This window comes from Manganibacter manganicus (assembly GCF_002075885.1).
Taxonomy (GTDB): Bacteria; Pseudomonadota; Alphaproteobacteria; order Rhizobiales; family Rhizobiaceae; genus Mesorhizobium; species Mesorhizobium manganicum.
Window position 1 is genome coordinate 57716 of sequence record NZ_MDET01000008.1, and the last position, 21977, is coordinate 79692.

21 protein-coding genes and 1 pseudogene are annotated in these 21977 nt (G+C 62.8%); 13 read left to right on the forward strand and 9 right to left on the reverse strand.

The window, feature by feature from the left end:
* The first annotated feature begins 14 nt into the window (after positions 1-14).
* Together BFN67_RS06785 and BFN67_RS06790 are read left to right on the forward strand one after the other, a co-directional pair.
* The gene (locus BFN67_RS06785) at positions 15-749 is read left to right on the forward strand and encodes an ABC transporter ATP-binding protein (RefSeq protein WP_080918940.1); all 735 of its coding nucleotides are present in this window, start codon (positions 15-17) and stop codon (positions 747-749) included.
* On the forward strand, positions 746-1486 hold the full coding sequence (locus BFN67_RS06790; RefSeq protein WP_080918875.1) for an ABC transporter ATP-binding protein: 741 nt from the start codon (positions 746-748) through the stop codon (positions 1484-1486). The genes BFN67_RS06785 and BFN67_RS06790 overlap by 4 nt, the downstream gene beginning before the upstream one ends.
* A gap of 19 nt (positions 1487-1505) precedes the next feature.
* On the opposite strand, the gene BFN67_RS06795 is transcribed toward BFN67_RS06790, so the two are convergent.
* From BFN67_RS06795 to BFN67_RS06825, 7 genes and pseudogenes are all read right to left on the reverse strand, one after another.
* A complete protein-coding gene (locus tag BFN67_RS06795) occupies positions 1506-2774 on the reverse strand; it encodes a glycoside hydrolase family 5 protein (RefSeq protein WP_080918876.1) in 1269 nt (422 codons plus the stop codon).
* 103 nt (positions 2775-2877) lie between these two features.
* Positions 2878-3342 carry an NUDIX hydrolase gene (locus BFN67_RS06800; RefSeq protein WP_080918877.1) on the reverse strand — a complete coding sequence of 155 codons (465 nt, stop codon included), beginning with the start codon at positions 3340-3342 and terminating at the stop codon, positions 2878-2880.
* Positions 3343-3990: 648 nt separating this feature from the next.
* Complete coding sequence (locus tag BFN67_RS06805) at positions 3991-4296, reverse strand: hypothetical protein (protein ID WP_139789060.1); 306 nt, start codon at positions 4294-4296, stop codon at positions 3991-3993.
* Between the two features lie 136 nt (positions 4297-4432).
* Positions 4433-4642, reverse strand: coding sequence for a Flp family type IVb pilin (locus BFN67_RS06810; protein ID WP_080918879.1), 210 nt, complete (start codon positions 4640-4642; stop codon positions 4433-4435).
* A 219-nt stretch (positions 4643-4861) separates the two neighbouring features.
* Positions 4862-5803: a phosphatase PAP2 family protein gene (locus BFN67_RS06815; protein ID WP_080918880.1), complete on the reverse strand. Its 942-nt coding sequence runs from the start codon at positions 5801-5803 to the stop codon at positions 4862-4864.
* A gap of 373 nt (positions 5804-6176) precedes the next feature.
* Positions 6177-6455 (reverse strand): annotated as a pseudogene (locus BFN67_RS06820) (GIY-YIG nuclease family protein); the annotation flags it as partial.
* Between the two features lie 769 nt (positions 6456-7224).
* Positions 7225-7518 (reverse strand): DUF2934 domain-containing protein, encoded by a 294-nt coding sequence (locus BFN67_RS06825; protein WP_080918942.1) that lies wholly within the window; start codon positions 7516-7518, stop codon positions 7225-7227.
* Between the two features lie 211 nt (positions 7519-7729).
* Here BFN67_RS06825 and BFN67_RS06830 point away from each other — a divergent pair, with 211 nt between their 5' ends.
* Genes BFN67_RS06830 through BFN67_RS06865 form a run of 8 tightly spaced genes read left to right on the forward strand, consistent with a single transcriptional unit; the run spans position 7730 to position 17126 of the window.
* On the forward strand, positions 7730-8716 hold the full coding sequence (locus tag BFN67_RS06830) for a sugar-binding transcriptional regulator (protein ID WP_080918881.1): 987 nt from the start codon (positions 7730-7732) through the stop codon (positions 8714-8716).
* A complete protein-coding gene (locus BFN67_RS06835; RefSeq protein ID WP_080918882.1) occupies positions 8713-9348 on the forward strand; it encodes a DUF2291 family protein in 636 nt (211 codons plus the stop codon). The genes BFN67_RS06830 and BFN67_RS06835 overlap by 4 nt, the downstream gene beginning before the upstream one ends.
* On the forward strand, positions 9345-10877 hold the full coding sequence (locus BFN67_RS06840) for a sugar ABC transporter ATP-binding protein (RefSeq protein ID WP_080918883.1): 1533 nt from the start codon (positions 9345-9347) through the stop codon (positions 10875-10877). Before BFN67_RS06835 ends, BFN67_RS06840 begins: the two co-directional genes overlap by 4 nt.
* A gap of 25 nt (positions 10878-10902) precedes the next feature.
* Positions 10903-12030, forward strand: a complete 1128-nt coding sequence (locus BFN67_RS06845) for an ABC transporter permease (RefSeq protein ID WP_080918943.1) — start codon at positions 10903-10905, stop codon at positions 12028-12030.
* A 40-nt stretch (positions 12031-12070) separates the two neighbouring features.
* Positions 12071-13012 (forward strand): D-ribose ABC transporter substrate-binding protein, encoded by a 942-nt coding sequence (locus tag BFN67_RS06850; protein WP_139789061.1) that lies wholly within the window; start codon positions 12071-12073, stop codon positions 13010-13012.
* Between the two features lie 57 nt (positions 13013-13069).
* A complete protein-coding gene (locus tag BFN67_RS06855) occupies positions 13070-14620 on the forward strand; it encodes an FGGY-family carbohydrate kinase (RefSeq protein WP_080918885.1) in 1551 nt (516 codons plus the stop codon).
* Between the two features lie 24 nt (positions 14621-14644).
* Positions 14645-16171: a glycerol-3-phosphate dehydrogenase gene (locus tag BFN67_RS06860; RefSeq protein WP_080918886.1), complete on the forward strand. Its 1527-nt coding sequence runs from the start codon at positions 14645-14647 to the stop codon at positions 16169-16171.
* A 16-nt stretch (positions 16172-16187) separates the two neighbouring features.
* Positions 16188-17126 (forward strand): sugar phosphate isomerase/epimerase family protein, encoded by a 939-nt coding sequence (locus BFN67_RS06865; protein ID WP_080918887.1) that lies wholly within the window; start codon positions 16188-16190, stop codon positions 17124-17126.
* 51 nt (positions 17127-17177) lie between these two features.
* Here the strand turns inward: BFN67_RS06865 and fba are convergent, their stop codons facing one another.
* Entirely contained in the window at positions 17178-18242 is a 1065-nt protein-coding gene (gene fba / locus BFN67_RS06870; protein WP_080918888.1) for a class II fructose-bisphosphate aldolase, read from the reverse strand.
* 279 nt (positions 18243-18521) lie between these two features.
* Between fba and BFN67_RS06875 the strand changes: the two genes are divergently transcribed.
* Genes BFN67_RS06875 through derI form a run of 3 tightly spaced genes read left to right on the forward strand, consistent with a single transcriptional unit; the run spans position 18522 to position 20547 of the window.
* Positions 18522-19289 (forward strand): DeoR/GlpR family DNA-binding transcription regulator, encoded by a 768-nt coding sequence (locus BFN67_RS06875; protein WP_080918889.1) that lies wholly within the window; start codon positions 18522-18524, stop codon positions 19287-19289.
* Between the two features lie 8 nt (positions 19290-19297).
* On the forward strand, positions 19298-20065 hold the full coding sequence (locus BFN67_RS06880) for a triose-phosphate isomerase (protein WP_080918890.1): 768 nt from the start codon (positions 19298-19300) through the stop codon (positions 20063-20065).
* A 44-nt stretch (positions 20066-20109) separates the two neighbouring features.
* A complete protein-coding gene (gene derI / locus BFN67_RS06885; protein WP_080918891.1) occupies positions 20110-20547 on the forward strand; it encodes a D-erythrulose-4-phosphate isomerase in 438 nt (145 codons plus the stop codon).
* Positions 20548-20588: 41 nt separating this feature from the next.
* Here the strand turns inward: derI and BFN67_RS06890 are convergent, their stop codons facing one another.
* Positions 20589-21920: a bifunctional folylpolyglutamate synthase/dihydrofolate synthase gene (locus BFN67_RS06890; protein ID WP_080918892.1), complete on the reverse strand. Its 1332-nt coding sequence runs from the start codon at positions 21918-21920 to the stop codon at positions 20589-20591.
* Positions 21921-21977: the final 57 nt, after the last annotated feature.

The following is a 21977-nucleotide window of genomic DNA, read 5'->3' on the forward strand; positions in this document are numbered from 1 at the left end:
ACGCGATCCTTGAAATCACCCCAATTCTTGAAATCACCAATGTGACGCGCCGTTTCGCCGGGCTTGTTGCGGTCAACGATGTCAGCTTCACCCTGAAACAGGGTGAAATCCTCGGTGTGATCGGCCCGAACGGCGCCGGCAAGACAACGCTGGTCAGCCTGATCTCCGGCACGCTGCCGCCGACCTTGGGCGACATTGCCTTCGAGGGGCACTCCATCGTGAAGTTGCCAGCCTATCAGCGGGCGCGGCTCGGCATCGGTCGTACCTTCCAGATCATGCGGCCGTTTCCCGGTCTTTCGGTTCTCGACAATGTCGCGGTCGGCGCGCTGTTCGGCCATGGCGGCGGCGAATCCGAACTTGCCAAGGCGCGCGAGCAGGCGCGCGAGCAACTCCGATTTGTCGGCCTTGAGAAATTCTCCGATCAGCGCGCCGATGAACTTGGCGGCCCGAGCCGCAAGCGGCTGGAACTCGCCAAGGCGCTCGCTATGCAGCCCAAGGTGCTGTTGTGCGACGAGGTCATGGCGGGCCTAAACCACGTCGAGATCGATGAGGTCATCGACGTGCTGAAGCGGGTGCGCGAGCGCGGCATCTCCATTCTGGTCATCGAGCATGTCATCAAGGCGATCAAGAGCCTGTCCGACCGCCTGCTCGTGCTGCACCACGGCGAAAAGATCGCCGACGGCGAGCCCGACACGGTGCTGTCCAACCCGCAGGTGGTCGAAGCCTATCTCGGAAGGAAGCGGGCATGAGCGCCGTCGCCTCGAAGCCGGATGCCGTTGACGTGCTTCTGTCCGTGGATGGGCTCAGCGCCGGCTACGGCGAAATGCCTGTGCTGAACGGCGTTTCGCTGGAAATCCGCCGCGCCGAGATCGTGGCGCTGGTCGGCTCCAACGGCGCCGGCAAGACCACGCTGCTCAGGGCGCTGTCACGCGTCCTTGCGTGCACCGGCACGATCTCGTTCATGGGGCACAACCTCGTGCCGTTGACGCCGGACCAGGTGTTCGGCGCCGGTCTGGTTCAGGTGCCGGAGGGCCGCCAGCTTTTCGACCGGATGACGGTGGAAGACAATCTGCTCATGGGGGCTTACCGGCGCGCGGACAAGGCGGCGATCACCGGCGATCTCGAGCGCATGTATGCGCTGTTTCCGCGCCTTGGCGAACGCAAGCGCCAGCTTGCGGGCTCCATGTCCGGCGGCGAGCAGCAGATGTGCGCCATGGCGCGCGGGTTGATGGCCAAGCCACAACTTTTGATGATCGACGAGATGAGCCTCGGCCTTGCGCCCGTCGTGGTCGAGCAGTTGATGGAGGTTCTGGCCAGAATCCGGGACGAAGGCGTCACCGTTCTCCTGGTCGAGCAGGATATTCATCTGGCGCTGTCCGGTGCCGACCGGGGCTATGTCATGGAAACCGGCTCGATCGTGCATGGCGGCGAGGCCAAGGCGCTGATCGACGATCCGGCTGTGCGCAAGGCCTATCTCGGCCTTTGAGGCTGGCAGCACCGGTTCGTCAATCCGATCCCGAACTGTTTTCCAGGGCAGGCAGTCGCCGCACCATGTCGAGCACATCCGATTCGGCCTTGTGCCCGCCGAATTCCTCGACCACGCCGAACGCGCCGCCATAGTCCCATATCGCCCAGGCAAAGCGGTGCTTTTCGGCTTTGCCGATCATATCCCTGACATAGGCCGCACGGTCGGAACCCGGCACGATATAAGGGTTGTCGTATTCCTGGCGGATCATGCCGAATTCACCGAGCAGGATGTTGTTGCTGGAAATCCCGTGCTTTTTAGCCCAATCGGCGGCCGCGTCGAAGGGCGCGTCCATGGCCGTTTCGAGCTTTTCCTTCGTGTCGATCATGGCGAATTCCTGGTCGAGATAGGCGACCATGGCGGCGCGTCGTGCCAGCGGCGCCTCGGCCCTGATCCGCTCCCGGACCTTATCCAGCAAGGCTTCCAGCGTGGCGCGCGGCGCCTTGTATGGCGGATAGGGCAGGCCGGTGACGTAGCGGATGAAGTCGCCGGCCCATGTCGCCCCCTGCTGGGTCAGCAGGAACGGATCGTAGGAGTGAAATGTCCAGATTATATTGTTGTCCGGATAGTTGGATGGATCGACCTTGGCGAGCCTGTCGGCGGCGGAATAACAGGCCCCGGTCAGGATCAGGGTGAGCCGCGTGGCCGAGGCGCGCGCGGCGGCGAACAGGCGCTTCTGGCGCTCTGGCCACAGGCGGGCGCCGCCCTCGCAATCGATCACCGGCTCGTTCATCGGCTCGAAGGCAAGCAGCCTAGGGTCTTCTTTTGACAGCGTTTTTGCCATTTTGCGCACCAGTTCGACATAGCGGTCGAACTCGACCGGATCGTCCATGACCTGCGCCATGCCGATCTGGCGGTCGTCGCCGGACAGGACCAGATGCATGTCCACGATCACCTTCAGCCCGGCCCGGTTGATCATCCGCGCCGAGGCCAGAACGCTGTCAAACAGCTTCTGTCGAAAAGCGGCTGTATTGTTGGCAAGGAAAGGCGAGGGATCGACCGGCATTCGCAGAAAATCGAAGCCGTCGGCCTTCAGCGCCTTCAACCCTTCCATCGTCAGGCTCTTGCGCCATTCGGGAAAGGGCAGCAGCACTTTCTCGCTGCCCCAGTCCTTCTCGGGCGGCCAGGTTTCCCACATATCGAGATTGAGCCCGCGCTTGACCGAGAACGTCGCCGCCTGAACCGGCAGCAGACCCAGCATGATCACGGCCAGAGCGGCGATTGATGTTCTTGCGAGCTTCCTCACCATGCGGCCCCCCGATAAGCCCGATACGCATTCGCACCGAGATGTAGCCCATCCGCATGCGGAAATCAGAAATCTTGCCGATAAGCGTTAATTCGGGCGCAGGCTGCTAAATCTGCGCGGGCGCTTTCAGCGCCTTCACCAGCGTCGCCAGTTCCGGCTCGTCGATCAGCAAGGCGGCGTCGGCGGGCGAGAGCCAGGCGCGCTGGCGGCTGCCGGCCTCCTGCCAGTCCTCGTGCTCGTCGGTGACCGCCAGCAGATAGACGGTCACGTCGACGTGCACGAATTCGGTCTTCATGCGCTTCCAGTAGGAATAGCTGCCCACCGGCTGCTTCAGCGCCTTGCCGGTCACGCCGGCTTCCTCCTCTGCCTCGATGGCGGCAGCACGGCGCGCGCTCTTGCGCTTCATCGGCCAGCCCTTGGGCACGATGAAGCGGCGCGTCTCGCGCGAGGTCACCAGCATCACCTCGATCTGGCCCTCGGCGTCCAGCCTGAAGGGCAGCGCCGCCACCTGGCGGACGCGTTCGCCCCTTCTGGCCTTGCCCACCGCCTTTTTCTTCTCTGAAGGTGCCATGCCTCGCTTTCACGTAACGGGTGAATTTCACGCCGAATCCCGCCCACCCCTGACGCGCTCTTCTCGCCCGGAAGCCGCATCGGGTCAACTGTCGGCGATAGTCGGCTAATTAATATCGGCGATGGTTGGTTCCAATCCGCGACATCCCACAACCTTCCCGCACCATGAGGGCGGGGCTTGCATCCCTGAAACTCCGGGCATGAAACGCGCAACCTTCCTCATCCTGAGGTGTGAGCCCGCAGGGCGAGCCTCGAAGGACGCACGACGCAAACTGGCACCGCCCTCGTGGTTCGAGGCTCCGTTTCGCTGCGCGCCTCACCATGAGGGCTGATGTAGTGCCGCTCCCTCTTCGCCTCCGTGGTTTGATCCTTCGACAAGCTCAGGATGGGGTGGCCTGCATCGCCTCCTCACCATGAGGGCGGGGTCGGGCTTGCATTCCCGAATCTCTGTGGGTGAAACAGCACCAGCGTCCCTCATGCTGAGGAGCCGGCCACGCCGGCGTCTCGAAGCACGCACGACACAACTGGATCGCCCTCGTGGTTCGAGGCTCCGCTGCGCTGCGCACCTCACCATGAGGGCTGATGTAGCGCGGCTTCCTGGCTTGTTGGGTCACGACAACCCAACCCTCCCACCATGAGGACGGGGCGGTCAGCGGCAGGTGCTGACGCGGCCGGAGCTTTGCCGGCAATTCTGCCGCACGACCGGCACGGAAGGTTGCCGCGGTTGCTGCGGCACGATGCGGTCGCGGTCGATCTCGCGGTTGAATTGCTGCTGCTGCTGGTATTGCTGGCGCTGCATCTGGCTTCGCAGGGCGCGCAGTTCGGCGGCATCCTGCAAGGCGTTCTGAGTGGCCCGCTGCTGGACCGGATCGACGGCAAAAGCCGTGCCCGTCAGCGCCGGCATGGAAGCCAGCCCGCCTATCAGCGCAATCGCCAGTTTGAATCGTCTCGTCATCCTGTCGTCCCGCGCCGTCATGGCGCTGTCTTGGATATAGGGAACTTGGTGTGGAGTTCCATGGTGGATTGCCGACGGTACAAATGAAAAGGGCCGCCCGAAGGCGGCCCTAAGTGAAGCTTTGAAAACAGTCTTGTTAGAGCGTGCTTTCGCTGGTCGCGCCCTTACAAGAACCATCGGTGTTATCCAAACACTTAGAGATGGCATCGAACTTCTTGTTGAGGCTCGATCCAAGGGCACCCGCACCAACAATGATAGCCAGAGCGATCAGCGCGGCGATGAGGCCGTATTCGATTGCCGTGGCGCCCGATTCGTCCTTGGCGAAATTCTTGAGAAGTTTGGTCATGCTCGTAAACCCTTTGCCCAGTTGTGACTTCCGTTGAACGGCTTCTTTGTGAACCGTGGCCCATCATGCGAGGCATCGATTTCGGTTGAGTTAAGGCAGATGGTAAAGGAAGTGTTGGCGCTTGCTGTGCTTAACGAATGACGAATGAGGCAAGTAAAGATCGCGGGAATCGATGAACTTCATGGCAACTTTATTTGCCGGGCGGTCGGCGAAGGAAAGTCAAGTCGCCGGGATCGCGGCGCGCGCGGCGGCGGGGTGCAGGATCTCGCGGGCGCAATAAAGGCCGAAGGCGAACACCGCCATGCCGGCAGGAATATCGACCAGATGATGCCCGCCATGCACCAGCACCGCCGGCAGGACGATCAGGTTCACCAGCAGATAAGGGCCGAACAGCCAATTTATATGCCGTGCATGCCAGGTGGCGGTCACGGCAAGCACGATGTGGAAGGACGGAAAGGCGATCAGGCCGCGAAATTCGTCCGGACTGAGATAGGGCGCGCCATTTTTAACCAGGGCAAGGATTTCCGCGCCATAGGCAGGGTCCACGACGGGCCTGACCAGATGCAGCAATGCGCTGGAAATATGATGAAAGCTTTTGGCGCCGGCGCTGGGAAACAGCCCCCAGAACATGACGGCTATTGTCCCGGTAATCGTCACGGTCAATAGCAGCGAATACAAATCTTCCAGCCGTTTCGTCAGGCCGAGAACCGCGACCAGAACGGCGATCTGCGGCAGCGTCGCCATATAGGCGAAGCGCATGGCTTCGTTGAAGAGCGGGTGCTCTGCCGCCCAGGCGATGGCGTCCGGCCAGTGATAGCCAAGGGCCGAATCCGCCGCTTGCAGCCATGGGTCGATCAGCGGGCGCGGGTTTGGCGTCAAAAGATAGTTGAACAGCGACAGGCTCGCCGTGAAGGCGATGAACAGGCCGGTGCAGACGGTCATCGCGCCGATGGCTTCGCTGCGGCCGGAGCGGCGATAGGCCAGGCCCAGCCCGAGAAACAGGCCGACAAGCAGGGCGATCTTCGCATAGGCGGCGACATCGATACTGCTGCCGCGCAGCGCAACGAGGCCCGCGTCGAGAACGATCACGATTGCGACGATCCTCGCTACGAACAGTTCAGCCGGGTGCAGCCAGAAGGTGCGCATGCCCCGTTCTGCCATGACAAGCCTGACAATTTGCTAATGAACCGATTGATTGATCGGCTACATCGGCCTTCATGGTGAGTGATGTGGCTCCAGTTTGCGCCGTGCGTCCTTCGAGGCTCGCCCTGCGGGCTCACACCTCAGGGTGAGGGGCGGTGCTGGATTGTCGTGGCTTCAGAGAGGCTGGCGCTACACGAGCCTTCATGGTGAGTGAGGTGGCTCCAGTTTGCGCCGTGCGTCCTTCGAGGCTCGCCCTTCGGGCTCACACCTCAGGATGAGGGGCGGTGCTGGATTGTCGTGGCTTCAGGGAGGCTGACGCTATATCAGCCCTCATGGTGAGGTGCGCAGCGCAGCGGAGCCTCGAACCACGAGGGCGGCTCCGGTCATTTTTTTTCCGGCTTGCCAGCCCCGGCAGCCTCTCATAAGCCAGCGCGATCAGCGCTTCCTTCTTGGCGCGCGACCAGCCCTTGATCTGACGCTCCCGCTCGATCGCCTCGGTGATCCGGTCGTGGGTTTCGGCAAATACCAGTTGCACCGGCAGCCGCCTGGCAGTGTAGCTGTCATACGTGCCGGCATTATGTTCCCAAAGCCGCGCCTCGATCGCCTGTCTGGTCAGGCCGGTATAGTAGGACCCATCCGAACAGCGCAGAATGTAGATGGTGATTTCCATCTTTGTTGCCCCCATTATCGCCGGCAACACGATGAGGCTTGTGCCCATTGCAAGCAAGTGGGTGTCGTGCGTCCTTCGAGGCTCGCCCTTCGGGCTCACGCCTCAGGATGAGGGGCGTTGCTGGATTGTCGTGGCTTCAGGAGGTTGGCACTACATAAGCCCTCATGGTGAGGTGCGCAGCGCAGCGGAGCCTCGAACCACGGGGGCGGCTTCAGTTCTGTCGTGCGTGCTTCGAGACGCCGGCGTGGCCGGCTCCTCAGCATGAGGAAGGTGGGGCGGCTCCGGTTGTGCCGTGCGTGCTTCGACCCTTCGAGGCTCGCCCTGCGGGCTCGCACCTCAGGATGAAGGGGGTGGTGCTGGATTGTCGTGGCTTCCGGTAGGTTGGCGCTACATCAGCCCTCATGGTGAGGTGCGCAGCGCAGCGGAGCCTCGAACCACGGGGGCGGCTCCAGTTCTGCCGTGCGTGCTTCGAGACGCCGGCGTGGCCGGCTCCTCAGCATGAGGAAGGTGGGGCGGCTCCGGTTGTGCCGTGCGTGCTTCGACCCTTCGAGGCTCGCCCTGCNAGGTGGGGCGGCTCCGGTTGTGCCGTGCGTGCTTCGACCCTTCGAGGCTCGCCCTGCGGGCTCACACCTCAGGATGAAGGGAGGTAGTGCTGGATTGTCGTGGCTTCAGGAGGTGGCGCTACAGCAGCCCTCATGGTGAGGTGCGGAGCGTAGCGGAGCCTCGAACCACGAGGGCGGCTCCGGCCACCGAGGACCAGAACGGCATTTTAGCGGCGGCTGCTGCGCACCTTGTATCCCGTAAGCAGACGGCGATCGGCTTTCTCGCTTTGCTCGGTGCTTTCGGTGGCGATATGTTCCATGGCCTGCACCGCGCGGCTCAGTATGGCATCGGCGATGGGACTTCCCGGCGCTTCTTCCGCGGCCTTGTCCTCGGCGTCGATCTGCTGGATGGCGAGCAGCCAATGCACGTCCTGCCGTCCGTGCGGGCGGCCTTCGGCCTCGTAGATTTCACACGCCCGGCGGCAAAGCCGCGCAAACCGTTCATTGCGCTCCCTGGTCATGCCAATGTCGCGTCTCCGGTCATTTTGGTAGATAAGGGTCGAACGGAAAGAGGCCCGGATGGTTCCCGAATTTTTGCCGGGCAGGGCCGGCGCAAGCTTGCCGGCGCGCAATCTGATCGGGCATCGCCGTCGGCCCGGTTGACAGGCACGGGCGCATATGAAATAAATTTCAAGGGTGGAAAAAAATATCAATTATCCGGGAGGAGGGGCAATGTCCGGCAGCGTGGCCGATCGCCATTATGAGCTCAGCCTCGCCACGCGCGCGGCTTGGCTTCATTATGCCGGGGGGCTGACGCAGGCTCAGGTTGCCAAGCGTCTCGGCCTTACCAGCCTCAAGGCGCATCGCCTCATCACCAAGGCCAATCATGACGGGCTGGTCCGCATTTTCATCGATGGCGACATTGGCGAATGCGTCGAACTCGAACAGCAACTCGCCACGGCTTATTCTCTCTCCACCTGCGAAGTGGTGCCCGATCTCGATCATGTCGAATTGCCGCTGCGGGCGCTGGGTATTGCCGGCGCCCAGTTTCTGAAGCGCGAGATCGAGCGCGGCGAAAAGATGGTGATCGGTGTCGGTCATGGCCGCACGCTTTCCGCCAGCGTCGAATATCTGACCCGCACCAGCGCCGGGCATATCCGTTTCGTTTCCCTGCTTGGCGGCGTTACCCGCAGGTTTGCCGCCAACCCGCATGACGTCATTCATCGCCTTGCCGAACGCAACGGCGCGCAGGCCTATGTCATGCCCGTGCCTTTCGTCGCCAATACGGTCGAGGATCGCGAGGTGCTGCTCGGCCAGCGCGGCATCAGCGACGTATTCGAACTGGCGGGCCAGGCCGACCTGATGTTTGTCGGCATCGGCACGGCGGAACGCGAGGCCTCGCTGGTTTCGACCGACATGATCGAGCATTCCGAGATCGATGAGGTCAAACGCCAGGGTGGCGTCGGAGAACTGCTCGGGCACTTCTTCGACGGCCAGGGGCGGCCGGTGGAGACGCTGCTGTCGGACCGGATGCTGACATTGCCGCGCGAGCAGTTGCAAGGCCGCAGGATCGTCGCGGTCGCCGGCGGCACGGTCAAGACCGAGGCCATCCGGGCCGTGCTGAAAAGCGGCTATCTCAGCGGGTTGATTACCGACGAGACGACGGCGCGGGCATTGACCCGCTTGTCGGAAGGTTTTTCGCGGGGAGTGTCGGCATGAGTTCAAGGAAGGCGTCTCGCGGCCTGCGCCGCACGGTTATCGGCGTGGCGGTGCTGGCGGTCGTCGCCGCCATGGCGCTCGACACCAAGGTGGTGAAAATCGGCTCCGGTGAAGATTTGCGCAGCGCCGCCTTTTCGCCCGCCGAATATGGCGCGGCGGAATTTCCCAAGGTGCAGGCGGATGTCGAGGCGCAGGCCGTCGATGCCGCGACGCTTGCCGCGGCAATCGCCAAGGACAAGGCGACGGCGGCAAAGGAATACGGCGTTCCCGCCGGCGTCGGCCCGGTCTTTTCGGTGAAGTTCACCGGCGTTGCGGGCGAGGCCAAATCGGGCATTTACAAGGTCGCCGTGGAGGGCGTGCCCGATACGTTGCTGATCCGCGTGCAGACCGGTCCGGCGATCAATGGCACGGAACTTCGCGACGCGTCCGGCAAGATCAAGTTCGGCCAGTTCAAGAACCAGATCGAGTACCAGAACGCCGGTGCGGCGATCAACGACCAGATGAAGAAGGATGTGCTGGCAAAGGTCGATACCTCGGCACTGACCGGCAAGACGATCACGGTCGTCGGCGCCTTCAAGCTGATCAATCCGAAAAGCTGGCTCGTCACGCCGGTGAGGCTCGAAGTTCAATGAACGCGCCGCGGCAAACCGGGAATGGCGAGGTGATCGTCTCGGCGCGGGGCATCGTCAAGTCCTATGGCGGCGTTCACGCCCTGAAGGGCGTCAACTTCGACATCCATCGCGGCAAGGTCACGACGCTGTTCGGTGAGAACGGCGCCGGCAAGTCCACGCTGATGAAGATTCTCTCGGGCGTGACGCCGCCGACTTCGGGCGAGATCCGGCTCGACGGCGAGCCGGTCAGCTTTTCGTCGGCGTCCGAGGCGCGCGATCTCGGCATATCCATCATCCATCAGGAACTGAGCCTGGCGCCCAATCTGAGCGTGCGCGACAACATCTTCATGGGCCGCGAGCTACCCGGCAGGACCGGTGTCGATTTCGCCGAGGAGGCGCGCCAGGCACGCGCCCTGATGGCCGATCTCGAGGAGGACATCGACCCGCTGACGCCGGTGGAGGACTTGCGGCTCGGCCAGCAGCAGATCGTCGAGATCGCCCGCGCGCTATCGGTAGATAGCCGCATCCTGATCATGGACGAGCCGACCTCGGCGCTCAGCGCGGCGGAGGTCGAGGTGCTGTTTCGGGTCATCCGCGACCTGACGGCGCGTGGCGTCTCCATCGTCTATATTTCGCACCATCTCGAAGAGGCGCTCCAGATCACCGATTATGCCGTGGTGCTGCGTGACGGCAACATCACCGCCACGGCGGAAGCAAAGGATATCGACCTGGAATGGATCGTCCGCAACATGGTCGGCGAGAATTTCGATCTCGGGTCACCGCCCGCCGGCTATGATTTCGGCGAAGTCGCGCTGTCGATCGAGGATGTCAGCGTCGCCGACGCCTCCGGTTCGGGGCTGGTGGTCGATCACATGTCGCTCGATGTCCGGGCGGGTGAGATCGTCTGCATCTACGGCCTTATGGGCGCGGGGCGTACCGAATTGCTCGAATGCGTCGCCGGGCGCGGCGCGATGGCAAGCGGGCGCGTCCTGCTCGAAGGCGAGGATGTGTCCGGCCTCAGCATTGCCGAGCGCATTGCAAACGGACTTGTGCTGGTGCCGGAGGACAGGCAGCGCGACGGGCTGGTACAGACGATGACGGTCGGCCGCAACCTTTCGCTGGCCAGCATAGAAGCCTTCGCCGCCGGCCTGTTCCTGTCGCGCTCGAAGGAGCGCAGCCTGAACGATGAATCGATCCGCAAGGTGACGATCAAGACGGCTGGCGGCGATGCCATGATCGGCTCGCTGTCGGGCGGCAACCAGCAGAAGGTGGTCATCGGCAAGATGCTGACCACCGAGCCGAAAGTCATGCTGCTCGACGAACCGAGCCGCGGCATCGATGTCGGCGCCAAGGCCGAGGTCTTCCGCCTGCTGAGCGAGCGGGCGGCGAAGGGCCTGGCGGTTGTCTTCACCACGTCGGAGGTCGCCGAATGTCTCAGCATTGCGCACCGTGTCATCGTGATGCGGCGCGGCAGGATTTCCAGGGAATTCGGCACGGATGCCACCAAAGAGCAGATCATGGCCGCCTCGGGCGAAGCCGTGGATGCTTGATGTCAGGAATTTCGGAGTCTCGACCATGACCGAAGTCAGCCAGGCCCGCACATCGCCCAGCCAGGAAGCGAGCCGCCAGGGTTTCGATCTCGCCAAGCTGCTGCTCGAGGGCCGGGCGTTCTTCGCGCTGATCGTCATCATTGCCGTGTTCTCTTTCCTGTCGCCCTATTATTTCTCGGTGTCGAACTTTCTGACCATGGCCTCGCATGTCGCCATTTTCGGCATATTGGCGATCGGCATGTTGCTGGTCATCCTGAATGCCGGCATCGACCTTTCGGTCGGCTCGACGCTCGGCCTCGCTGGGGTCTTCGCCGGCTTCCTGATGGGCGGCGTGACGCTGCCCGCCTTCGGCGTCATCCTTTACCCGCCGGTCTGGGTGGTCGCGGTGCTCGCCTGTGCGCTGGGCGCCTTTGTCGGCTGGATCAACGGCGTTTTGATCGCGCGGTTCAATGTGCCGGCTTTCGTCGCCACGCTGGGCGTCATGTATATGGCGCGCGGTGTGGCGCTGCTGATGACCAACGGCCTCACCTACAACAATCTCGGCGGCAAGGCGGAGCTGGGCAATACCGGCTTCGATAAATTGGGCTTCGACCGTCTTTTCGGCATACCGACCGGTGTCGTGGTTCTGGCTGTCCTGGCTATTTTGGGCAGCCTCGTCCTCAACCGCACCGCTTTCGGCCGGTGGCTCTACGCTTCGGGCGGCAATGAGCGGGCGGCCGAACTGTCCGGCGTTCCGGTCAAGACCGTGCAGATCAGCGTTTACGTTCTCTCGGGCATCTGCGCCGCCATCGCCGGCCTGATCCTGTCGTCGCAATTGACCTCCGCCGGCCCGACTGCCGGCACCACCTACGAACTGACGGCGATTGCCGCCGTGGTCATCGGCGGGGCCTCGCTGATGGGCGGGCGCGGCAATATGCGTGGCACCATGCTCGGCGCCTTCGTCATCGGCTTTCTGTCCGATGGCCTCGTCATCATCGGCATCTCGGCCTATTGGCAAACGGTGTTCACCGGTGCGGTGATCGTGCTCGCCGTCCTGCTCAACGCCATTCAGTATCGCCGCAGGCCCAAGACCGGCGCCGGCGGCCCAACGCCTTCTCAGAATGGGGGAAAGGCCGCTTCAGTCGGCACCGCCCACGGGAAGACTGCCGGATGACCGGCAGCCCTATCAAGGAAGAAGAATGGAGGAACGGAAAATGCATACCAAATTGAAAGCTCTGCTCGCTGCCGGCATGTTGCTGGGAACAGTCGCCGGCGCCTATGCCGACGGACTGATCTCGATCATCGTCAACGATCCGTCCAACCCCTACTGGCTCACCGAAGGCAATGTCGCCAAGGCCGAGGCTGAAAAGCTCGGCTACACGGCCAATGTCGGCGCCCACAAGGGTGACACCAACACCGAAAGCAACCTCATCGACACCGCCATCACCAACAAGTCGGTAGCGATCATCCTCGACCCGGCCAATGCCGATGGTTCGGTCGGCGCGGTGAAGAAGGCGGTCGCCGCCGATATCCCGGTTATTCTCATCAATGCCGAGATCAACCAGGAAGGGCTGGCCAAGGCGCAGCTCGTGTCCAACAATGCCCAGGGTGCGGCGCTCGGTGCCCAGCAATGGGTGCAGGATGTCGGCGAGAAGGGCAACTATGTCGAGCTGTTCGGCGCGCCTTCGGACAACAATGCCGCCACCCGCTCCAACGGCTACGAAACCGTCATCAGCCAGTATCCGGATCTCGTTAAAGTGGCCAAGCAGGTCGCCAATTGGGACCGCACGCAGGGCCATGACAAGATGCAGAGCATGCTGCAGGCGCATCCCGACATCAATGCCGTCATAAGCGGCAATGACGAGATGGCGCTCGGCGCCATTGCGGCGTTGAAGGAAGCCGGCAAGCTGGACCAGGTCAAGGTCGGCGGTTTCGACGGTTCGCCGGATGCGATCGCCGCCATCAAGGCCGGTGAACTGCAATACACCGTTCTGCAGCCGGTTGCCGTTTTCGCGGCCAAGGCCGTGCAGCAGGCCGATTCCCTCATCAAGACCGGCTCGACCGGCGCCGCGAGCGAGAAGCAGCTTTTCGACTGCATCCTGATCACCAAGGATAATGTCGACAAGTACACGGCGCCTTTCACGCTTTCGCAGTAAAACCTGAAGGGGCGCTCGCAAAGGGCGCCCCTTTTCCCGTTTGTCCGGACTTGCCCCATGAAAGATTTGCTGATCGGCATCGATGCCGGAACTTCGGTGATCAAATCGGTTGCCTTCGATCTCGCCGGCAAGCAGATCGCGGTGGCGTCGGTCCCCAACGATTTCTCCACTCTTGAGAATGGCGGCGCCGAGCAGGACCTCGCGCAGACCTGGCGCGATACCGCGCGCACCGTGCGCGAGCTTGCCGCCAAAGTTCCCGATCTTGCCAGCCGCACCGCCGCCATCGCCATTACCGGGCAGGGCGACGGCACCTGGCTGATCGACGGCGATGGCGAACCGGTCGGCCGCGCCTTCCTGTGGCTCGATGCGCGCGCCGGTCATCTGGTCGAGAAAATGCGCGCCGACCCGGCCGACCGCCGTCGCTTCGAGTTGACGGGGACGGGGCTGAACGCCTGCCAGCAGGGCGCGCAGCTCGCCTGGATGAAGGCGAATTGCCCGGAAATCCTCGACCGTGCCGCGACCGCGATGCACTGCAAGGACTGGCTCTATTTCCGCATGACCGGCGAGCGCGCCACCGATCCTTCCGAGGGCACCTTCACCTTCGGCGATTTTCGCTCGCGCAGCTACGCCGACGATGTTCTGGAGTTCCTCGGCCTGAAATCGCACAGCCGCCTTCTGCCGCCGATGGTCGAGGGCACCACCGAGCAGCATCGGCTTTCGTCTGTCGCCGCGCAGGAAACCGGTCTGCTTGAAGGCACGCCGGTGGTGCTCGGCTATGTCGATATGATGTGCACGGTGCTCGGCGGCGGCCTCTACGATCCGAATGGCGATGTCGGCTGCACCGTGATCGGCTCGACGGGCATCCATACGCGCCTTGCCGCGACGCCGGACGATGTGATGCTCAACGCGGATTCATCCGGCTACACCATCGCCTTGCCGGTGCCGGGCGCCTTCGCGCAATTGCAGTCCAACATGGCGGCCACGCTCAATATCGACTGGTTGCTGAATCTGGCGCGCGACGTGCTGGAAGCGGGGGGAGCGTCGCCGTCGCGCGCCGATCTTCTTGTTGCGCTGGATCGATGGGTGGAGAAGGCCGCACCCGGCGCATTGATCTACCAGCCCTATATTTCGCTGGCCGGCGAGCGCGGCCCGTTTGTCGATCCGGATGCCCGCGCCAGCCTGATCGGCCTGTCCGTCAATCACGGCTTTGCCGATCTGGCGCGCGGCGTGCTCGAGGGGCTCGCCTTCGCCGCACGCGATTGCTACGCCGTCATGGGGCCGCTGCCGGCGGAGATCAGGCTGTCGGGCGGGGCCGCGCGCAACGCCTCGCTTTGTCGCATCCTCGGCGCCGCCAACCGGGCGCGGGTGCGCACCAGCAGCCGGCAGGAGGCAGGGGCCGCCGGGGCGGCGATGATCGCCGCCGTCGGCCTTGGCGTCTATTCTTCGATGGCCGATTGCTGTGCCGAATGGGTCACGCCGCTTCTGGCCGATGGCGAAGCCTATGACGAGGCGCTGGCGCGAAAATACGACGCACTGTTTCCCGCCTTCGTGGCGGCGCGCAAGGCGCTGCGGCCGGTATGGAAGACGATGGCGCATCTCGAATCTTGATGGCCGGACATAAGGAATTGGCAGTTGAATGACCTTGTCGATCTTTTCGTGGTGGGTGGCGGCATCAACGGGGCCGGTATCGCGCGTGACGCGGCCGGGCGCGGGCTTTCCGTCATCCTGTGCGAGAAGGACGACCTTGCCGAAGGCACCAGTTCGCGTTCCGGAAAGCTGGTGCATGGTGGCCTGCGCTATCTGGAATATTACGAGTTCCGGCTTGTGCGCGAGGCGCTGATCGAGCGCGAGGTGCTGTTGAACTCGGCCCCGCATATCATCTGGCCGATGCGCTTCGTGCTGCCCCACAGCCCGCAGGACAGGCCGGCATGGCTGGTTCGCCTCGGCTTGTTCCTCTACGATCATCTCGGCGGCCGCAAGCGCCTGCCCGGAACGCGCGCGCTGAACCTTGCCACCGCGCCGGAAGGCGCGCCGATCAAGGACATCTACAGGCGCGGCTTCGAATATTCGGATTGCTGGGTGGAGGATGCCCGCCTTGTCCTGCTCAACGCGCTTGACGCCAGTCAGCACGGTGCACGGATCCTGACCCGGACTGCCTGTATCGCGGCGCGGCGCGAAAATGGCGTCTGGTCCATCGATATGCGGGACGGCCGCACCGGCGCTGTCACCACGGTCCGGGCGCGTGCGCTGGTCAACGCCGCCGGGCCATGGGTCAACGATGTCGTCAGCCAAATTGCCGGCCGCAACGCCACCCGCAATGTGCGTCTGGTCAAGGGCAGCCATATCGTCGTGCCGAAATTCTGGGAAGGCAGGCAGGCCTATCTTGTCCAGAACCACGACAAGCGCGTCATCTTCATCAACCCGTACCAGAACGATCTGGCGCTGATCGGCACCACCGACATTCCCTATGAGGGGCGGCCGGAGGAGGTTTGCGCCACCACCAGCGAGATCGACTATCTGATCGAGGTGGTGAACCGCTATTTCAAGCGCCAGCTCACCCGTCAGGACGTCGTCCATAAATTCTCCGGCGTGCGGCCGCTTTATGACGACAATGCCGACAATCCGAGCGCCGTCACCCGCGATTATATTTTCGAGCTTGACGCGCCGGAGGGCGCCGCGCCGCTGCTTTCGGTCTATGGCGGCAAGATCACGACATTCCGCAAGCTGGCCGAGCACGCGCTGGAAAAGATCCAGCCCTTCTTCCCGCAAATGAAGAAAGGCTGGACGGCGCGCGCTTATCTGCCGGGCGGTGACCTGCCGAATGCGGATTTCGAACAGTTCCTCGGACAATTGCACAACGAATTTCCCTGGCTTTCGCCTTCGCTGCTCAAGCATTATGCGCGCAGCTACGGCACCCGCGCGCGGCAGCTTCTGGCAGGTGCGGGCGGCGAAGTCGATCTCGGCCGTCATTTCGGCGCCGATTTCTATGAGAAGGAAGCGGCCTACCTGATCGAGACCGAGTGGGCGGTGACGCCGGCCGACATTCTGGAACGCCGCACCAAGCATGGCCTTCGCCTGTCCGGAACCGAGCGCAAGGCGTTCGACGAGTGGTTCGCCGGCTTCATGGCGAAGCCGCACAAAAGCGCCGCCGCGTCATAAACATCGAGAGATTGCCTTGGCCTTCACGCTTTCCCTGAACACCAATCCGCTGGTCAACCGCTTCGCCGAACCGGACGATCTGATCGACGCCATCGCCTATGGCATCGGCATCCGCGACGTGCAGTTGACGCATGAATTTGTCAATCCCGGCTGGCCGGCGGCGACGATTACCAAGTTCGTGCGGTTGTTTCGAAACGCGCTGGCGCGCACCGGCGTGCGCATCACCTCCGGCATGACAGGCCCTTACGGGCGGCTCAATCATTTCGGCCATCCGGACGCGGATGTGCGCCGCTATTACGTCGATTGGTTCAAGACCTTCGCCGACATTTCGGCCGAGCTTGGCGCGCCCTCGCTGGGCACGCAATTCGCGATTTTCACGCACAAGGATTACGACGACCCTCAGCGTCGTGCCGCCCTGATCGACATTGCGCTGGAATGCTGGCGCGAATTGGCCGAGCATGCCAGGGTGGCCGGGCTTGAATATCTGTTCTGGGAACCGATGTCGGTGGGGCGCGAGTTCGGCCACACCATCGAAAGCTGTAGGGAGCTTCAGGCCCGCATCGACGCGGCCGGCTTGCCCATCCCGTTGAAGATGATGGTCGATATCGACCATGGTGACGTCACCTCGCCCAATCCGGCCGACATCGATCCCTATGCCTGGGCTGGCGCATTCCCGAAACAGTCGCCGATAATCCACATCAAGCAGTCGTCGATGAACAAGGGCGGCCATTGGCCGTTCACCGCCGCCTACAACAAGGACGGGCGCATCGTGCCGCAAAAACTGCTGGAAGCGGTGCGGCAAGGCGGCGGCACAGATAACGAAATCTGCCTCGAACTTTCCTTCCGTGAGCGCGAGCCGGTCGATCGTCAGGTGGTGTCGATGATCCGGGAATCGGTGGATTTCTGGGCGCCCCATATCGAAACGGGTCGCGCCGATCTCATTGCGGCAAACTGAACAAAAAACGCCGGCGCGATGGCCGGCGTTTTATTGGTGCAGGTGGGCTGGTCAGCCGAACTTCGGGTCGAGCGAGCCGGCCTTGTAGCGCCTGGCCATTTCAGCGACCGGAATGGGCCGGATCGACGAGGCGTGGCCGACCGTGCCGAACTCCTCGAAACGCTGCTTGCACAGCTTCGTCATCGCCGCCATCGCCGGCTTGAGATATTTGCGCGGGTCGAACTCGCTCGGATCTTCCGAGAGCACCTTGCGGATCTGGCCGGTCAGCGCCATGCGGTTGTCGGTGTCGATGTTGATCTTGCGCACGCCGTTCTTGATGCCGCGCTGGATTTCCTCCACCGGCACGCCCCATGTCGGCTTCATCTTGCCGCCATAGGCGTTGATGATGTCCTGCAATTCCTGCGGCACGGAAGACGAGCCGTGCATCACCAGATGGGTGTTGGGCAACTTGCGGTGAATTTCCTCGATGATGTTCATCGCCAGCACCTTGCCGTCGGGTTTGCGGGTGAACTTGTAGGCGCCATGCGAGGTGCCCATGGCGATCGCCAGCGCGTCGACCTTGGTTTCGGCGACGAATTTCACCGCCTCGTCCGGGTTGGTGAGAAGCTGGTCATGGCTGAGCTTGCCCTCGGCGCCGTGGCCGTCCTCCTGGTCGCCCATGCCGGTCTCCAGCGAACCGAGCACGCCAAGCTCGCCCTCGACCGAGATGCCCCCGAGATGCGCCATGTCGGCAACCGTCCTGGTCACGCCGACATTATAGGCCCAGTCGCCCGGCGTCTTGCCGTCTTCCTTGAGCGAGCCGTCCATCATCACCGAGGTGAAGCCGGACTGTATGGCGGTCATGCAGGTGCCCGGCTCGTTGCCGTGGTCGAGATGCACGCAGACCGGAATCTGCGGATGGATTTCCGTCACCGCGTCCATCATGTGCTTGAGCATGATGTCGTTGGCATAGGCGCGCGCGCCGCGCGAGGCTTGCAGGATCACCGGTGCGTCGGTGGCCGCCGCGGCCTCCATGATCGCCAGGGCCTGTTCCATATTGTTGATGTTGAAGGCGGGCACGCCGTAGCCGTGTTCGGCGGCGTGGTCGAGCAATTGTCTCAAGGTGATGCGGGCCATTTTGTCTCCCTGGTCCTCAAAAACGCATTTCCTCTGGCGTCGGCCTCGAGAAAATCTCCCCTGGCGGCGCGCCGATCCCGTTCGTTCATGGCCAAATGCCGGCGGTTTGTCGAGTGCTCCGCACCGGGCGAAGGGGTGGTGCTGACGCTACCAATCGATTTAGCCGGGTCACATCAAATTTGTAACATATAGAAATATCAATATCACACATATAATGTTGATATTGATATAAAGAATGGTGTATCAGGAACGTGGTTTGGCGCGAGGAATTTTTGAACAATGAAAATTGACGGGCGCAGGCAAGGCATCCTCGACCTGCTGATGGAAGCGGGCACTGCAACCGTGGACGAGCTTTCGGCACGTTTCGATGTTTCCCGCATGACCATCCACCGCGATCTCGACCAACTCGAACAGGAAGGCCTGTTGCGAAAAATTCGCGGCGGCGCCTCGATGCAGGCGAGCGGGCAGTTCGAAAGCGATTTTCGCTACCGTCAAAGGCTGGCAGGGCCGGAAAAACAACGCATCGCCGCCGCTGCTGCAAGCATGATCGGGCCGGGGCAGACGATCATCATCGACGATAGTTCGACGGCTGGCGGTGTCGTGAAACATCTGGCCGAATTGCGGCCGCTCACGGTCATCACCAACAATCTGGCTGTCATTCAGGAACTCGCCGGCACCGCCGGCATCACGCTGATTACGCTCGGTGGCCAGTACACCAAGAAGTTTCATGGCTTCTTCGGCCTGCTGGCCGAAGATACGCTGCGGTCGCTGCGCGCCGATGTGGCGCTGGTTTCGACATCCTCGATCCATGGCGGGTCGGCTTTTCATCAGGATCAGGAAGTCGTGCAGTTGAAGCGGCTGATGCTGAAGGCTGCCGCGCGCAAGATGCTTCTTGTCGATCACAGCAAGTTCGGCCGCCCCGCACTACATTTCCTGACGGAACTCGGCGCGTTCGATGCCGTGTTGACAGGCGCTGAACCGCCGGCGGATGCAAAAGCCGAGTTGGAAGCGGCGGACATAGATCTTACGATTGTCGAGAAGGATTGAAGGCAAAAATGGCGTCATACTGGGTCGGCACAAGCTGGAAGATGAACAAGACGCTTGACGAGGCGCTGGCCTTTGCCGAGGCGCTTTCCGCGTTCGTGCCGAACCTGACGGACGTCATCCAGCCCTTCGTCATCCCGCCCTTTACTGCGGTGCGGGAGGTCAAGCAGGCGCTGGGCGCGACGCGCGTCAAGGTCGGCGCGCAGAACATGCATTGGGCCGATGCCGGCGCGTGGACCGGTGAGGTTTCGCCGTTGATGCTCAAGGATTGCAAGCTTGATCTGGTCGAACTTGGCCATAGCGAGCGGCGCGAGCATTTCGGCGAGACCAACGACACGGTCGGCCTCAAGACCGCCGCTGCCGTGAGGCACGGCCTTATTCCGCTGATCTGTGTCGGTGAAACGCTGGCCGAGCGCGAGGTTGGCCGCGCCGATGAGGTGTTGACCGCGCAGGTGCTTGCTGCCTTGCAGGAATTGCAGGCGCATGAGCTTTCAGCCGAAATCCTCTTTGCCTATGAGCCTGTCTGGGCCATCGGCGACAAGGGCATTCCGGCGAGCGCCGACTATGCCGACCGCCGGCAGGAACTGATCAAGCAGGTTGCGGCGGACAGGTTGGGCCGAACCCTCAAGGTGCTTTACGGCGGCAGCGTCAATCCCGGCAACGCCGCCGAATTGATCGGCCAGCCGCATATCGATGGCCTGTTCATCGGCCGCTCCGCCTGGCAGGCCGAAGGCTATATCGACATTTTGAAACGCGTCTCGGTAGCGATTGCCGGCTAAACCGGATCATCCAAGCCCGACCGCCCAAAAAAGGAGTAAAGAAAATGAAAATCGCAATTGGAGCCGACAGCGCGGGCAAGCCGCTGCTCGACGTCATCGCCGCCCATCTGGCCAGCAAGCCGGAGCATCAGGTCACTGATCTCAGCCAGTCGGGCTATTATGCCGACCTGTCGGCCAGGGTCGGGCATGACGTTCTGGAGGGCAAGCACGAGCGCGCCATCCTGTTTTGCGGCACCGGCATCGGTGTGTGCATTTCGGCCAACAAGGTGCCGGGCATCCGCGCAGCACTGACCCACGACACCTATTCTGCCGAGCGCGCCGCGAAATCCAACAACGCCCAGATCATCACCATGGGCGCGCGCGTCATCGGCCCGGAACTCGCCAAGGCGATCGTCGATACCTGGCTGGCCTCCGAGTTCGATCCCAAGGGGTCATCGGCCAAGAATGTCGAGGCCATCGACAAGCTCGACGCCGGCCGCTGAAGGTTGTGGGGAGGGGTGCGCCAGCCGCTCCTGCTCCCATTTCAGGTCGGCGGCGTGCCGTTATCGCCAAGCACTTGGCCTGCGAGATAGAGCGAGCCGCCGATAAGGATGCGCGGCGGTATGTCGCCTGGCCGCCATGTCTCGCGCAGCAGCTTCAGCGCGTTGGCCACCGAGTCCACCGGTTCGGCCGAGAGCCCGGCCTCGCCGGCGCGCGCCGCCAGTTCGTCATTGGGCACGCTGGCGTCGCTGAAACCGACCGGCACCGTATAGACATGCTTTGCCAGTCCCTTGAAGGCGGCGAAATAGCCGGCCTGATCCTTGGTGTTGATCATGCCGGTGATGAGGAAAAGCGGCCTTGGGTTGCGCTCTTCCTGTTCCACCAGCGCTTCGGCGATCACCGTGCCGGCGCCGGGGTTGTGACCGCCGTCGAGCCAGATCTCGGAGCCTTCCGGAGCCATGTCGACCAGTTTCCCTTGCGTCAGCCGCTGCATCCGCCCCGGCCAGGTCACTTCGAGCATGGCCTTGTCCGCCGTATGCTGGTCGAGGGCAAAACCCGCCGCCTTGATCCCGGCAATCGCCGCAGCCGCATTGGCGAATTGATGGCGGCCGGGCAGGCGCGGCAGCGACAGGTCCATCAGGCCGTCATTGTCCTGATAGACCAGGCGGCCGTTTTCCTCGAAGGCGAGGAAATCCTGGCTATAGACGGCTGCCGGGCAGCCGAGCCGCGCGGCGGTTTCGACCAGAACTTCCAGCGCCGGCTCGAACTCCTGTGCGCCGATAACGGCCGGGCAGCCGCGCTTGAATATGCCGGCCTTTTCGGCCGCGATCAATTCGATCCGGTCGCCGAGATAGGCCTCGTGATCCATGGAAACCGGCATCGCGATCGAGACCGCCGGGGTCTTGACGACATTGGTGGCATCGAAGCGCCCGCCAAGCCCGACTTCGAGAATGGTGGCATCTGCCGGATGCTCCGAAAACAGCACGAAGCCGACAGCGGTGAGGATTTCGAAAACGGTAATCGTCTCGCCGCGATTGGCGGCCGCGACGCGCGCGATCGCGTCGGCAAAGACGGCGTCCTCGACGAATTTGCCGCCGCCTTCAGCACCGATGCGGTAGCGTTCATGCCAGCGCACCAGATGCGGCGAGGTGTGCACATGGACCGTGTAGCCGGCGGCTTCCAGAAGCGCGCGTGACAGGGCGGCGCATGAGCCCTTGCCGTTGGTGCCGGCAATGTGGATCACCGGAGGCAGTTTATCCTGCGGGTTGCCGAGCCTGTCGAGAACGCGGCTGATGCGGTCGAGCGAAAGGTCGAAGCCTTTCGGGTGCAGCGTCAGAAGGCGCTCAATTTCGAGGTCGGCGGAAAGCGTGGTCATGGAGATGGTCCTAAGCGCAATCAGTTCTGCGCATCATTACCGTTCGCGGCGCGCAAT

Bases quoted from the DNA above. Each gene is read 5' to 3' on its own strand.
- BFN67_RS06890 (WP_080918892.1), bottom strand. From the start codon at position 21,920: ATGACCACGCTTTCCGCCGACCTCGAAATTGAGCGCCTTCTGACGCTG.
- BFN67_RS06810 (WP_080918879.1), bottom strand. From the start codon at position 4,642: ATGACCAAACTTCTCAAGAATTTCGCCAAGGACGAATCGGGCGCCACG.
- BFN67_RS06835 (WP_080918882.1), top strand. From the start codon at position 8,713: ATGAGTTCAAGGAAGGCGTCTCGCGGCCTGCGCCGCACGGTTATCGGC.
- BFN67_RS06855 (WP_080918885.1), top strand. From the start codon at position 13,070: ATGAAAGATTTGCTGATCGGCATCGATGCCGGAACTTCGGTGATCAAA.
- BFN67_RS06825 (WP_080918942.1), bottom strand. From the start codon at position 7,518: ATGACCAGGGAGCGCAATGAACGGTTTGCGCGGCTTTGCCGCCGGGCG.
- BFN67_RS06875 (WP_080918889.1), top strand. From the start codon at position 18,522: ATGAAAATTGACGGGCGCAGGCAAGGCATCCTCGACCTGCTGATGGAA.
- BFN67_RS06850 (WP_139789061.1), top strand. From the start codon at position 12,071: ATGCATACCAAATTGAAAGCTCTGCTCGCTGCCGGCATGTTGCTGGGA.
- fba (WP_080918888.1), bottom strand. From the start codon at position 18,242: ATGGCCCGCATCACCTTGAGACAATTGCTCGACCACGCCGCCGAACAC.
- BFN67_RS06880 (WP_080918890.1), top strand. From the start codon at position 19,298: ATGGCGTCATACTGGGTCGGCACAAGCTGGAAGATGAACAAGACGCTT.
- BFN67_RS06815 (WP_080918880.1), bottom strand. From the start codon at position 5,803: ATGGCAGAACGGGGCATGCGCACCTTCTGGCTGCACCCGGCTGAACTG.
- BFN67_RS06805 (WP_139789060.1), bottom strand. From the start codon at position 4,296: ATGACGAGACGATTCAAACTGGCGATTGCGCTGATAGGCGGGCTGGCT.
- BFN67_RS06845 (WP_080918943.1), top strand. From the start codon at position 10,903: ATGACCGAAGTCAGCCAGGCCCGCACATCGCCCAGCCAGGAAGCGAGC.
- BFN67_RS06800 (WP_080918877.1), bottom strand. From the start codon at position 3,342: ATGGCACCTTCAGAGAAGAAAAAGGCGGTGGGCAAGGCCAGAAGGGGC.
- derI (WP_080918891.1), top strand. From the start codon at position 20,110: ATGAAAATCGCAATTGGAGCCGACAGCGCGGGCAAGCCGCTGCTCGAC.
- BFN67_RS06790 (WP_080918875.1), top strand. From the start codon at position 746: ATGAGCGCCGTCGCCTCGAAGCCGGATGCCGTTGACGTGCTTCTGTCC.
- BFN67_RS06830 (WP_080918881.1), top strand. From the start codon at position 7,730: ATGTCCGGCAGCGTGGCCGATCGCCATTATGAGCTCAGCCTCGCCACG.
- BFN67_RS06840 (WP_080918883.1), top strand. From the start codon at position 9,345: ATGAACGCGCCGCGGCAAACCGGGAATGGCGAGGTGATCGTCTCGGCG.
- BFN67_RS06795 (WP_080918876.1), bottom strand. From the start codon at position 2,774: ATGGTGAGGAAGCTCGCAAGAACATCAATCGCCGCTCTGGCCGTGATC.